Source organism: Streptomyces lincolnensis, from assembly GCF_001685355.1.
Taxonomy (GTDB): domain Bacteria; phylum Actinomycetota; class Actinomycetes; order Streptomycetales; family Streptomycetaceae; genus Streptomyces; species Streptomyces lincolnensis.
In genome coordinates, this window is record NZ_CP016438.1 from 9,098,686 (window position 1) to 9,111,984 (window position 13,299).

General features: G+C 69.4%; 12 protein-coding genes. 10 read left to right on the forward strand and 2 right to left on the reverse strand.

Translation table 11 applies throughout. The features are described 5' to 3' along the window. Positions 1-72: 72 nt before the first annotated feature. From SLINC_RS40165 to SLINC_RS40185, 5 genes are all read left to right on the forward strand, one after another. A complete protein-coding gene (locus SLINC_RS40165; RefSeq protein WP_067443345.1) occupies positions 73-1,401 on the forward strand; it encodes an ABC transporter substrate-binding protein in 1,329 nt (442 codons plus the stop codon). Between the two features lie 2 nt (positions 1,402-1,403). Next, complete coding sequence (locus SLINC_RS40170) at positions 1,404-2,327, forward strand: carbohydrate ABC transporter permease (RefSeq protein ID WP_067443346.1); 924 nt, start codon at positions 1,404-1,406, stop codon at positions 2,325-2,327. Continuing rightward, complete coding sequence (locus SLINC_RS40175) at positions 2,324-3,148, forward strand: carbohydrate ABC transporter permease (RefSeq protein ID WP_067443347.1); 825 nt, start codon at positions 2,324-2,326, stop codon at positions 3,146-3,148. Before SLINC_RS40170 ends, SLINC_RS40175 begins: the two co-directional genes overlap by 4 nt. An 82-nt stretch (positions 3,149-3,230) precedes the next feature. Beyond that, positions 3,231-5,705: a CBM35 domain-containing protein gene (locus SLINC_RS40180; RefSeq protein WP_067443348.1), complete on the forward strand. Its 2,475-nt coding sequence runs from the start codon at positions 3,231-3,233 to the stop codon at positions 5,703-5,705. 114 nt (positions 5,706-5,819) lie between these two features. Continuing rightward, positions 5,820-6,308: a hypothetical protein gene (locus SLINC_RS40185; protein ID WP_067443349.1), complete on the forward strand. Its 489-nt coding sequence runs from the start codon at positions 5,820-5,822 to the stop codon at positions 6,306-6,308. An 18-nt stretch (positions 6,309-6,326) separates the two neighbouring features. Here the strand turns inward: SLINC_RS40185 and SLINC_RS40190 are convergent, their stop codons facing one another. Beyond that, positions 6,327-7,064: a GntR family transcriptional regulator gene (locus tag SLINC_RS40190; protein ID WP_067443350.1), complete on the reverse strand. Its 738-nt coding sequence runs from the start codon at positions 7,062-7,064 to the stop codon at positions 6,327-6,329. A gap of 184 nt (positions 7,065-7,248) precedes the next feature. Between SLINC_RS40190 and SLINC_RS40195 the strand changes: the two genes are divergently transcribed. After that, the gene (locus SLINC_RS40195; protein ID WP_067443351.1) at positions 7,249-8,367 is read left to right on the forward strand and encodes a substrate-binding domain-containing protein; all 1,119 of its coding nucleotides are present in this window, start codon (positions 7,249-7,251) and stop codon (positions 8,365-8,367) included. Here SLINC_RS40195 and SLINC_RS40200 read toward each other — a convergent pair. Beyond that, a complete protein-coding gene (locus SLINC_RS40200; protein ID WP_067443352.1) occupies positions 8,324-8,815 on the reverse strand; it encodes a MarR family winged helix-turn-helix transcriptional regulator in 492 nt (163 codons plus the stop codon). The genes SLINC_RS40195 and SLINC_RS40200 overlap by 44 nt on opposite strands. Positions 8,816-9,173: 358 nt before the next feature. On the opposite strand from SLINC_RS40200, the gene urtA reads away from it, so the two are divergent. From urtA to urtD, 4 genes are all read left to right on the forward strand, one after another. Beyond that, on the forward strand, positions 9,174-10,427 hold the full coding sequence (gene urtA, locus SLINC_RS40205; RefSeq protein WP_067443353.1) for an urea ABC transporter substrate-binding protein: 1,254 nt from the start codon (positions 9,174-9,176) through the stop codon (positions 10,425-10,427). Between the two features lie 90 nt (positions 10,428-10,517). Next, entirely contained in the window at positions 10,518-11,405 is an 888-nt protein-coding gene (urtB, locus tag SLINC_RS40210; protein WP_067443354.1) for an urea ABC transporter permease subunit UrtB, read from the forward strand. Continuing rightward, positions 11,402-12,523: an urea ABC transporter permease subunit UrtC gene (gene urtC / locus SLINC_RS40215; RefSeq protein WP_067443355.1), complete on the forward strand. Its 1,122-nt coding sequence runs from the start codon at positions 11,402-11,404 to the stop codon at positions 12,521-12,523. The genes urtB and urtC overlap by 4 nt, the downstream gene beginning before the upstream one ends. Beyond that, entirely contained in the window at positions 12,520-13,299 is a 780-nt protein-coding gene (gene urtD, locus SLINC_RS40220; RefSeq protein WP_067443356.1) for an urea ABC transporter ATP-binding protein UrtD, read from the forward strand. Before urtC ends, urtD begins: the two co-directional genes overlap by 4 nt.

The following is a 13,299-nucleotide window of genomic DNA, read 5'->3' on the forward strand; positions in this document are numbered from 1 at the left end:
CCCGAACTCCCCTCGACGTACAGCGCAGTTGTGAGTCCCGCTCCCTGAACCACCTGTTTCGAAAGGCACGTGATGAAGAGAAGAGCTCTCCCCGCCCTGGCGTTGATAGGCGCCCTCGGCCTGGCCGCCACCGCGTGCAGCGATCCCACCGCCGCGGACTCCGACTCCGACTCCGCGCCGAAGCAGACGGCGGTCGATCCGACCGCCCGCCTCGACGGCGTGAAGCTGACCATGTGGACGGCGCAGAACACCGTCAACGCGCCCAAGCAGGTCATCGACGCCTTCGAGAAGGCCACCGGCGCCCAGGTGGAGACCCAGGCGATCCCGGACCTCTACGAGCAGAACGTCCCCACCAAGCTGGCCTCCGGCGACCGCCCGGACCTGATGTTCTGGCAGCCCTCCATCTCCACCCTGCCGTTCGTCCAGCCCAAGCAGAACCTCCTGCCCCTCGACGGCGAACCGTGGGAGGCCAAGCTGGGCGGCACCGAGAAGTCGCTCGGCGTGATCGACGGCAAGCGGTACGCGGCGATCGTCACCAGCCCCGCCATGCTCGGCGTCTACTACAACAAGGACGTCTTCCGGCAGGCCGGACTGAGCGAGAAGGACTTCCCCCAGTCCTACGACGACCTGCTGGCCCTCGGCCGGACCGTCGCCGACAAGACCGACGCGGCCGGCTTCTACGAGGCCGGCGGCGACCAGTGGCCCCTCCAGTGGCAGATGCAGGTCCAGCTCACCGACCTCGACCAGCAGTGGTGGGCGGACCTGAACGCGAACAAGAAGAAGTGGACCGACCCGGTCGTCGTCGGCGCGATCAAGAAGTACAAGGAGAAGCTGCTCGACGCCGGGCTGGCCCAGAAGAACTACAAGACCGGCACCTTCACCGGGCAGGCCGACGCCCTGTGGAAGGGCGAGGCCGGCATGGTCCTCAACGTCACCTCCTTCCAGAGCCAGTTGCAGGCCAAGTACTCCACCGCCCAACTGGACCGGAAGATCGGCTGGTTCCCGGTCGCCAACTCCTCGGCCACCGGCCTGTACTCGCCCGACCAGACCAACGGCGTCGTCGCCTTCAAGACCGGCGACGAGAAGCGGCAGAACGCGGCCCGGCAGTTCCTCGCCTTCTGGCTGGGCCCCGACTACGCCGACTACATCAAGACGATGAAGATCCCGTCCGTGCAGCCGTCCGTGCCCACCCCCGCCGGACTCCCGCAGACCTCCAAGGACCAGGTCGCGGCCCTGCCCAAGGCCATCGGCGTCTTCCAGGCCAAGGCGATCGTCGCCCCGGACACCCACCTCTACCTCGCCGACATGATCTACGGCAAGAAGAGCCCGCAGCAGGTCGCCCAGGCGATCCAGGACCAGTTCGCGCAGGTGGCCAAGGCCCAGGGCGCCCCCGGGTTCTGATGATGGCGGACACGGTCGTACGTACACGCAAGCAGCCGCCCGCCCGCAGCACGCCGAAGGGCGTGGGGCGGCTGCCGCGGGCCGCCGTGCACCACCCCTGGTGGTTCGCGCTCCCCGCGGTCGTCGTCTTCGCCGGCTTCTTCCTGCTGCCGAACCTGCTCAACTTCTACTACCCGTTCACCAACTGGTCCTCCTACCACGCGGACATCGCCTTCACCGGCCTGGACAACTTCAGGACCATCGCCGACGACGGATCGCTGCTGCGCGCGATCCGCACGACCCTGCTGTACGCCCTGCTGGCGGCGCTCTTCCAGAACGGCTTCGGGCTGGTGCTCGCGCTGCTCCTGGAGGACGACAGCCGCTTCAACCGGTTCTTCCGCGCCGTCTTCTTCCTGCCGGTGCTCATCTCGGCCCTGGCCACGGGCTACGTCTTCCGGGCGCTCCTGGACCAGGACGGCGCCGTCAACTCGGTGCTGGGCACGGACATCCCGTGGCTCGGCTCGACGACCTGGACGCTGGTCGTGGTCACCCTCATCCACGGCTGGAAGTGGATGGGCCTGGCCATGCTGATCTACCTGGCCGGGCTCAAGGGCATCCCCGGCGACATGCTGGAAGCCGCGCGGATGGACGGGGCCGGCCCGTGGCGGACCTTCTGGTCGGTGCGCTGGCCGATGCTCGCCCCGGCCGTCACCTTCAACGTCACCACGGCGCTGATCGGTTCGATGAACACCTTCGACATCGTGCAGGCCACCACGGCCGGCGGGCCCGCGGCCTCCACCGAGGTCTTCAACATCTACATGTTCCGGATCTTCGGACAGGGCCTGTACGCCCAGGCCTCCGCGATGAGCCTGATCCTCTTCCTGGTCGTGGTGGCCGTGGCGATCCCGCTGGTCGTCGGGCTCAGGCGAAGGGAGCAGACGCTGTGACCGCGACCTGGCGGTACGGCCGCCCCGCCCTCGTCGTCCTCCTCGCCGCCCTCGCCGTCGGCGTCCCGCTGTGGCTGGTCGCCGTCACCTCGGCCAAGCCGCAGGCCGAGGCCATCAAACCCAACCTGGACCTGCCCCGGCACTGGCAGCCCGGCGGCAACTACGCGGACGCCGTCAGCCAGGGCGAGATGCTGCGCGGCTTCCTCAACTCGCTGCTCGTCGTGGTGCCTTCGGTGATCCTCGTGCTGATCCTGGGCGCGGGCGCCGCCTGGGTCTTCGCCCGCCGCAAGTCCAAGCTGGTCTCGGCGGCGTACGCGCTGTGCATCAGCGGACTGCTGCTGCCGCCCGCCGTCATCACCATCGTGATGGAACTGCGGCAGCTGGGTCTGGCCAACACCCGCCCCGGAATGATCGCCGTCTACACCGGCATGTACCTCTCCACGTCGATCTTCTTCATGACCGGCTTCATCCGCGCCATCCCCTTGGAACTGGAGGAGGCCGCCAGGATCGACGGGGCGAGTCCGCAGCGGATCTTCTGGCGGATCGTCCTCCCGCTGCTCAGGCCGGTCATCGCCACCGCGACGATCATGGTGATGCTCTATGCCTGGAGCGACATCTTCTACGCGTTCTTCGTCCTCGGCGGCGGAGAGCGGGCGACCCTGCCGCTCAACCTCTACCAGGTCGCCAGCGCCCAGCTCTACCTCAACAACTGGCACCTCGTCTTCGCGTACGTCGTGGTGATGAGCCTGCCCATGGTCGCCGTCTTCCTCGTCGGCCAGCGAAAGATCGTGTCCGGAATCACCAGTGGAGCCGTCAAGTGACCGGAGGTCCAGCCGCGTGATCACCCCCACCCGCACGAGATCCCGTACCGCCTTGCTAGCAGCCGCACTTGGAGTAGCCGCCATGGCAGCCACCCTCCCGGCGACGCAGTCCGCGGCAGCAGCCGTCGACCCGCAGCGCCTCACCGTCGACCTCGCCGCCTCCGAGGGCCCGGTGATGCTAGGCGCCAACGGCGCGCTGTACGGGCTCAGCGACGACGGCGTGCCCAGCGACGCCGCCCTGGAACCCCTGAAGATCACCAGCATCTCGCAGAAGCCGGAGGGCGGTGCCCAGCACCCCAACGGCGACGCGCTCACCGTCTCCAGGTCGTTCTTCAGGAACGGCGGCGGCGAGATCAACGTGATGATGCAGGACATCTACGCCAAGTGGCCCTACGAGGATCTCGGCATCGACGACTACCTCCCCAAGGTCGACAAGATCACCAAGGAGGTGTCGGCCGACCCGAACAGCGACCGCTTCGTCTACATCCCGTTCAACGAGCCCGACCAGATCTGGTACAAGCTCGACGTCTCGGACCAGGCGCAGTACGAGAAGAACCGCGACCGGTTCTTCAAGGACTGGAAGACGGTGTACCAGCGCATCCGCGCGATCGACCCCGACGCGAGGATCGCCGGCCCCAACGAAGCCGCCTACCACAACCGCCTGCTCAAGGACTTCCTCGCCTTCGCCAAGCGGGAGAACGTCCTGCCCCAGGTGATGACGTGGCACGAGCTGGGCTCCGGTTCCCTGCGGGACTTCCAGGCCCACTACGACGACTACCGCGCCCTGGAGCGAGCGGCCGGCATAGCTCCGCTGAAGATCAACATCGATGAGTACGCCAACCGCCGCGACCTGTCCGTGCCGGGGCAACTCGTGCAGTGGGTCTCGATGTTCGAGCGGAACAAGGTGTACGCCAACCAGGCCTACTGGGACGCCGCGGGCAACATGGACGGCAACGTCGTCCGCTCCAACATCCCCAACGGCGGCTGGTGGTTCTTCCGCTGGTACGCGGGCCTGACCGGCAACACCGTGAAGGTGACCCCGCCGCAGGCCAACACCATCGACACCCTCCAGGGACTCGCCTCCCTCGACACCGCCCGACGCCAGGCCCAGGTCCTGCTCGGCGGCTCCGCCGGTGACTCCGACGTCGTCGTGCGCAACGTCTCCCGGTCCGTCTTCGGCCGTACGGTCACCGCGACCGTCGCCGAGGCCGCCTGGTCCGGCTACGAGGGACAGCACGCGACGCCCCGCGTCCTGGCCCGTACGAAGGTGAAGGTCGCGGCCGACGGCACGGTCACCGTCCCGCTGCGCGGCCTGCACAAGATGTCGGCCTACCGGATCGTCCTCACCCCCGGCGGCACCGGCACCCCGACCGCCCCCTCCGTCCCCTGGTCGGCGTCGTACGAGGCCGAGGCCGCGGCCATCACCGGCGGTCAGGTCTACACCCAGGGCACGGTCAGCAACGCCAACGGCTACGCGGCCTCCGGCACCAAGGACGTCGGCTCCCTCAACCAGGCCTCCAGCAAGGTCGACTTCACGGTGACGGTGCCCGAGAACGGCACCTACGACCTGGCGATCCTCTACGGCAACCAGTCCGGCGCCCCCGCCACCCAGAAGCTGTCGCTCGACGGCGGCACCCCGGTCACGGTGACCTATCCCTCCACGGAGAACTGGACCTACCGCGCCAAGAAGGACGTCACCGTGGAACTGTCCGCGGGCACCCACGTCCTGAGCCTCGCCAAGGGGGCCGCCGAGGTCACGCTCGACCGTGTCGACCTGACCCGCAACACCGGTGCGCCGACCGCGAGGTACGAGGCCACGCTGGCGGACATCAGCGGCAGGCCGTCGTACGACTACACCTCCTCGGCCGGACTGGGCACGGGCGCGCTCGTCCTGCGCCGGGGTGACAAGGCGGTCTTCGACGTCTACGCCCCGCGCGACGGCTACTACACGGTGGTGCCCCGGGCGTCGGCGGCCGTGACGCTGGCCCTGCACGGGGAGAAGGTGGCGGCCGCTCCGGAGCGGCCGCTGCGGCTGTACCTGGTGGCGGGCAACAACCGCGTCGCGGTGACCGGCGGACACGCCGCCGTCCGTTCCCTCGACGTCTCGGGCGACGGCTCCACCGCGGGCACGCTGTCCTACGAGGCCGCCTCCGCCACCCTCGCGGGCGGCGCGAAGCTCGTCGAATCCGCCCACGCCTCGGGCGGCTCCTACATCGGCTCACTCGGCAACAGCCCCGACAGCACCGCCGAGTTCACGGTCGACGCGCCCCGCTCCGGACGCTATGTGCTGGTCGTGCACTACGCGCACAACGACCGGCGCGACAACGGCCACTCCTACAACACCGACATCATGTCCCGGACGGCGGACATCACGGTGGGCGCCTCGGCACCCCGGACGGTCACCTTCAAGAACACCTGGAGCGCCGACGACTACTGGACGGTGGGCGTGCCCGTCGACCTGGAGAAGGGCGCCAACCGGGTGACCTTCGGCAACCCGGGCGCGTGGGCGCCGGACATCGACCGCATCGAACTGGGTCGGGTCCTGGGCCGGTCGTAGAACAGCGGACCACCTGCAGAACGGCGGCGGTGAACAGCCGCCGCCGTTCACCCGTACACCTTGCCGAAGCCCCGCAGACCGGGGGAGAAGACCGGACCGGATACGGAGAGGCACGTGCCACACCAGCCGCAGCGAACAGGCGTCGGCCGTCGGAGGCGGGGCATCGCACTCGCCGCAAGCCTGGGAGTGCTCGCCCTGGCCACGGCGTGCGGCGGTGGCGGCGACGAGGGCAAGGCGTCGGTGAACACCAAGCCGACAAGCGTGTCCTCGGCCCCCGCGGCCGGGGTCGTGGCCCCGGCGAAGGTGGAGGTCATCGCCGGCCTGATCGGCTGCACGGCCTCGATCCGCATCGACGCGGACGAACTGCGCGAGGGTGTGTGCCAGAAGGGGAAGGACGGCTACCGCATCACCACGTTCCCCGAGGAGAAGTACAAGGAGACCTGGCTGGAGTCCGCCAGCGTCTACGGAGGGAAGTACCTCGTCGGCATGCGCTGGGTCGTCAGCGCGAAACCGGAACTGCTGGAACCCCTGCGCCCCAGGATCGGCGGGACGGTCCGCGAACTCCGGGGGATCGGCCCGAGCGCGGCGCCGAGCCCGTCGTAGCCCTGGCGTCGTGACGGCTCAGGGACGATCCGCGTTCAGGGCCATCCGGGTCAGGGAGCTGCGGGCGTGTTCCCGCACCTCGGCCGGAGACGCGCCGAGGTGGGAGTGCAGTGCCCGATGGGCCGCTTCGGGGCGGTCGTCGCGGAGGAGTTCCAGGATCCCGATGTGCTCGGAGACGGCAGTCTCCACCTCGTCGGGGGTGAGGAAGTCATGTCTTCGGACCTGACGGACGCGCCGGGCGGCCGTCGACAGCGCTTCGGTGAGCGCCGGGTTGCCGCAGGCGCGGGAGAGTTCGGTGTGGAACCGCTCGTCCTCGACGAGGAAGCCCGGACCGGGCTCCGGCGGCTGGTCGCGCAGCGCGTACCAGCGGTCCAGTTCGGCGGCGACGATCGCGGGATCGTGCCGTAGCGAGGGATCCTCGGCGGCCCGCGCGATGCCGCGCAGTTCCAGGGTGTTGCGGAGTTCGTAGAAGTCCCCGAGCTGGGCGAGGCTCGGGACGGCGACGAAGAAGCCGCCGTCCGCGCGCTCGATCAGGCCGTCCGACAGCAGCCGCGCGAGCGCCTCGCGCACCGGGGTGCGCGAGACACCGAAACGGGCGGCCAGGCGCAGTTCGGCGAGCCGGTCGCGTGGACCGAACGCCCCGTCGAGCACCGCGGAACGCAGCTGCGCGTAGACCGTCTCACGCAGAGAGGGCGAAGCCGGGACCGCCTGTGCGTCGGCGGTCGTGGCCCGCCCTGGATACAGCACCGAATCCATGGGCGCACAGGCTAGGAACCCGGTGTTTCCATGAAGTCCTCCGGGGGTGAACGCCGTATTGCGAAGCCGCCTCGTCCCGCAGTACCTCGGCCGGCACCCCGCCGTGCCTACGAACATGCCTACGAATCGGTCTCGATCTCGGACGCGGCTTGGGCGGCCGGGACGGTCCGGCAATCATGAGCCCATGCACCGGCCGCAGCTCCGCCTCTCCACCCCCGAGTGGTTCACGGCCGACGATTCGACCCTGAACGTCGCGCTCGTGTACCCGATGCAGGGGCCTGCCGGGATCTTCGGGCCCACCTGCGAGGCGTGCGCGCGGCTGGCCGCCGAGGAGATCAACAAGGCCGGGGGAGTCCTGGGCAAGGAGCTGCGGCTGCTGGAGGTCGACGGCGGCGGCGACCCCGAGCAGGTCGCCCAGGACGTCGAGGCCCTGGTGGCGGCAGGCGTCGTGCAGGGTGTCACCGGCTGGCACATCTCCTCGGTCCGGCAGGCCCTGGCCCCGCGGATCGCCCACCGGGTGCCGTATGTGTACACGGCGCTGTACGAGGGCGGCGAGCACACCGAGGGCGTCTTCATGACCAGCGAGACACCTTCCTGGCAGCTGCTGCCGGCCATGCGGCTGCTGTCGCAGGCCCGGGGTGTGCGCCGCTGGTTCGTCGTCGGGAACAACTACGTCTGGCCCCGGCGCACCGCCCGGGCCGCCCGCCGCTACGCGCGCGACTGCCGGGGCGTGGTCTGCGGCGAGGCGTACCTGCCGCTGGGCGCCGAGGACTTCCACGACGTGCTGCGGCGCATCGAGCGGACGGACGCGGACGCCGTGCTGATGCTGCTGGTGGGCAGCGACGCGGTCCGCTTCAACCGGGCGTTCGCCGCCTTTGGGCTCGACCGGCGCAGCCTGCGACTGAGCACCCTGATGGACGAGAACATGCTGCTGGGCAGCGGCCCCGAGGCCACCGTCGACCTGTACAGCACGGCCGGGTACTTCGCCTCACTGGCGGACCAGAACACCATGGACTTCCACGGCCAGTACGCGGGCCGTTTCGGGACGGACGCTCCCACCCCGGGTAGCCTGGGCGAGTCCTGCTACGAGGGAGTGCTGCTGCTCGCGGCGCTCATCGAACGCGCCCGCACGCTGGACGTCCTCGCCATCGGCGCGGCCGCCGGAAGCGTGTCGTACGAGGGGCCGCGCGGCCTGCTGGGCCTGGACGGCCGGCATGTCCGCCAGCGCATCTACCTGGCGCGGGCGGACGGGCTCGACTTCACCGTGCTCGCCCAACTGGACGCTCCGCACGACCTGTTGTGACACCACCCCGGCCGGTCGCGGTCCCGCCCTCCAGTGCGTCGGCCAGCCGGTCCAGCAGCAGACCCAGCCGCTCCCCGTCCATCTGGGCGAGGAGAGGCTCCAACTCCGCCCAGTCGGAGCGCACTTCGCGGGTCAGCAACTGCCAGCGCTGAAGACCCCTCGGGGTGAGATGGGCCAGGACGCGGCGCCGGTCGACGGGGTCGACCCGGCGGAAGACGAGGTTCTGGTCGACGAGTTGGTCGATCAGCTTGGTCAGGGTCGGCGCCGGCAGGAAGGCGTGGTCGGCCAGGGCCGACATGTGGTGTCCCTGGCCGTCGGAGAGCAGGTCCAGCACCCGCCACGCCTCGACGGAGCAGTCGAACTCCTCAAGGACGGACTGAAGTCGGCGTACGGACAGCCGCTCGGCCCGTGTCAGCAGCTGGAGCAGATCCTGGGGCCGCCTCGCCATCGCACTCCTCAGCTCGCGTCCGCGCCTTGGTGGATCAGTAAAACAGATCCTTTCCCCAGGAAGCAATGAAGATGCCCTGGCGGCAGGCCCGCGACAGCGTTTCACCTGCGACGGCCCACTCTCCTCGGCCGAAATAAATACTTCCGCTGGAAACTGTTCTTCAATTGCGCCGAAACGCAGGGGAAACAGTTCCCTCGCAGGCTGTGGACGCACTTCAGCACCAGCCCGGACGCCACCCCGGAACGGCTGGAATCCGTGCGACACCGCCGCCGTTCCTGAAGCGCGTCCCCTCTTCTTCGCTCCCTCCCGAGTCTTCCGCTCTTCTTCACATCGCCCTTTGTGGGCAAGGAGGTTCCGCATGTCCGGGCTCAGTATCAGCAGACGTGGTCTTCTCGCGGGCGCATCGGCCCTCGGGGCGGGCGCGGCGCTCACCGCGTGCGGCGCCAAGACCGGCAGCACCGAGGCGTCCGGCTCCGGCGCCAAGGCCGACACCTCCGGCGACACCGTCAAGGTCGGCCTGCTGAACTCGCTCTCGGGCACGATGGCCATCAGCGAGGTGACCGTCCACAACGCGCTGCTGCTCGCGGTCAAGGAGATCAACGCCGCCGGCGGCGTCCTGGGTAAGAAGCTCAAGCCGATCAGCCAGGACGGCGCCTCCGACTGGCCGACCTTCGCCGAGAAGGCCGAGGCCCTGATCACCGACGACAAGGTCGTGGCCACCTTCGGCTGCTGGACCTCGGCCAGCCGCAAGGCCGTCAAGCCCGTCTTCGAGCGCTACAAGTCGCTGCTGTTCTACCCGGTGCAGTACGAGGGCCTGGAGCAGTCGCCGTACATCTTCTACATCGGCGCCACCACCAACCAGCAGATCGTGCCCGCCCTGGACTACCTGAAGAAGCAGGGGCTGACGCGGCTGTACCTGGTGGGCAGCGACTACGTCTTCCCGCGCACCGCCAACAAGATCATCAAGGCGTACGCGAAGGCCAAGGGCATGACGGTGGTCGGCGAGGACTACGCGCCGCTGGGCTCCACGGAGTTCAGCACCATCGTCAACAAGGTCAAGGACGCCGGCGCGGACGCCGTGTTCAACACCCTCAACGGCGACAGCAACGTGGCCTTCTTCAAGGAGTACAAGTCCGCCGGGCTCACCGCCAAGAGCCTGCCGGTGCTGTCGGTGTCCATCGCCGAGGAGGAGGTCAAGAGCATCGGAACGCAGTACCTGGAAGGCCAGTTGACCGCCTGGAACTACTACGAGACCACCCCGGGCGCGGCCAACACGACGTTCGTGAAGGCCTACCAGGCCGCCTACGGCAAGGACAAGCCGACCAGCGACCCGATGGAGGCGGCCTACATCTCCGTGTACCTCTGGAAGGACATGGTCGAGAAGGCCGGCTCGTTCGACGTCGCCAAGGTCAAGGCGGCCTCCGGCGGCATCGAACTCGACGCCCCCGAGGGCAGGGTGACCGTCGACGGCGCCACCCAGCACGTCTACAAGACGGCCCGCATCGGCAAGGTCGGCGCGGACGGCCTCATCGAGGAGGTCTGGAACTCGGGCAAGCCGATCAAGCCGGACCCGTACCTGAAGGGCTACTCCTGGGCCTCCGGCCTCTCCTGAGCGTCCCCGGCACGGGACTCGGCCTCACCAGGAGGCCGGGTCCCGCCCCTGGCAGGCCCCGCACCCCCGTCCCCGACCCGGAGCCGCTTCATGACGGTCGTCCTCAACCAGTCGTTCACCGGCATCAGCATCGGTGCCGTCCTTCTGCTCATCGCGCTCGGCCTGACCCTGACCTTCGGGCAGATGGGCGTGATCAACATGGCGCACGGCGAGTTCATCATGGCCGGCGCCTACACCACGTACGTGCTCCAGAAGTCCATCAGCGGCGCCGGCCTGTCCCTGCTGGTCGCCCTGCCCGTGGCCTTCCTGGTGGCCGGAGCCATGGGCGCGCTGCTCGAATGGCTCCTCATCCGGCGCCTGTACACCCGCCCCCTGGACACCCTGCTGGTCACCTGGGGTGTCTCGCTGATGCTCCAGCAGCTCGCCCGTGACATCTTCGGCGCCCCGAACGTGCAGACCGCCGCGCCCGACCTGCTCACCGAGAACATCCCCGTCGGCGGCGCCATCACCCTCGCCAACAACCGGCTGTTCATCCTCGGCCTCGCCCTGCTGTGCGTGCTCGGCCTGACGATCGTCCTGCGGCTGACTCCGCTCGGCCGCCGGATCCGGGCCGTCGTGCAGAACCGCGACCTCGCCGAGGTGTCCGGCATCGCCACCGGCCGCGTCGACCGGATGACGTTCTTCATCGGCTCGGGTCTGGCGGGCGTCGCCGGTGTCGCGCTCACCCTCGTCGGCCCGATCGGCCCGACCATGGGCACCAACTACATCGTCGACGCCTTCCTCGTGGTGGTAGTCGGCGGCATCGGCCAGCTCAAGGGAAGCGTGATCACGGCCTTCGTGCTCGGCGTGCTCCAGTCGGTGCTGGAGTACTCCACGACGGTCAGCGTCGCCAAGGTCGTCGTGCTCGTCGCGATCGTCGCCTTCCTCCAGTGGCGACCCCAGGGACTGTACACACTGCGCACCCGGAGTCTGGCATGACGACTACGACCACCCCGACCACCACCGTCTCCCCGCCGCCGGTGTCCCCACGGGAACGCTTCAAGGTGCCGGGCGCCTTCCTGCTCGGCGCCATCCTGCTCGTCGGTGTCGCCCCGCTCGTCCTCTCGGACTTCCGGCTCAACCTTCTGGCCAAATACCTGTGTTACGCGATCGTGGCCGTCGGCGTGAGCCTCGCCTGGGGCCGCGGCGGACTCCTGGTCCTCGGCCAGGGCGTCTTCTTCGGCCTCGGCGGCTACGCCATGGCCATGCACCTCAAGCTCGCCGACGCCGCCGCCACAGGCCAGACCCTGCCCGACTTCATGCAGCTCTACGGCACCGGCGACGCGCTCCCCTGGTGGTGGCAGCCGTTCGCCAACCCGTTGTTCGCGCTCGCCATGACCGTGCTGCTGCCGATGGCGGTCGCCGCGCTGCTCGGCTTCCTCGTCTTTCGCCGCCGGGTCAAGGGCGCCTACTTCGCCATCCTCAGCCAGGCCCTCGCCGCCGCCCTGTCCATCTGGCTGATCGGCCAACAGGCGACGACCGGAGGCACCAACGGCCTGACCGGCATGCAGGGCTTCTTCGGCTACGACCTGAGCGACCCGGTGAACCAGCGGATGGTGTACTTCGTCATCGCCGCCGTACTGCTCCTGCTGATGGCGGCCGCCCGCCAGCTGTTCGTCAGCCGCTACGGCGAACTCCTCGTCGCCGTACGGGACTCCGAGGAACGGGTGCGCTTCCTCGGCTACAACCCGGCCAACGTCAAGCTCGTGGCCTACGTCGTCGCGGCCGGCATGGCGGGCCTGGCCGGGGCGCTGTTCGTCCCGGCCGTGGGCATCATCTCCCCGGCCCTGATCGGGATCGTGCCGTCCATCGGCTTCGTCATCGGCGCCGCGGTCGGCGGACGGGCCTCGCTGGTGGGCGCGGTCCTCGGCGCGATCGCCGTCGCCTGGGCGCAGAGCACGCTCTCCGACGCCTTCCCCGCCGCGTGGACCTATCTCCAGGGGCTGCTGTTCGTCCTGGCGGTCGGCTTCCTGCCGGGCGGCCTCGCGTCCCTCGGTGTCGTCCTGCGCAGGCGACGCCCCCGCATCCGTACCACCCCGACAGGAGAGACGGCATGAGCGGCGAGGGACTGACCGTCCGCGACCTGCGGGTGACCTTCGACGGGTTCAAGGCCGTCGATGGCGTCGACCTGGACATCCGCCCCGGCGACCTGCGCTTCCTCATCGGACCGAACGGCGCGGGCAAGACCACGCTGGTCGACGCGGTCACCGGCCTGGTGAAGGCCGCCGGCTCGGTGCGCTTCGGCGACGAGGAGCTCCTCGGCAGGCCCGTGCACCGCATCGCCCGCCTGGGCATCGGCCGCACCTTCCAGACGGCCACGGTCTTCGAGGAACTGACCGTCCTTCAGAACCTCGACATCGCGGCGGGCGCCGGACGCGGCCCGCTGACCATGCTGCGGCGCCGCAAGAACGTCCCCGAGGCGGTCACGAAGGCGTTGGAGACCACCGGCCTGACCGACCTGCGCGACCGGCCGGCGGGCGTGCTGGCCCACGGCCAGAAGCAGTGGCTGGAGATCGGCATGCTGCTCGTGCAGGACGTGAAACTGCTGCTGCTCGACGAGCCGGTCGCCGGCATGAGCCACGACGAACGCGAGGCCACCGGCGCGCTGTTGCAGCGGGTGAGCGAGGACCACACCGTCGTCGTCATCGAGCACGACATGGACTTCATGCGCTCCTTCGCCCGCAGCGTCTCCGTCCTGCACGCGGGCCAGGTCCTCAGTGAGGGCACGGTCGCCGAGGTGCAGGCGGACACCAAGGTCCAGGAGGTCTACCTCGGGCGGGCTTCGGAACCCGAGCCGACCGTCGCGTCCCTGACCGTCCCCGAGGAGGCGTGA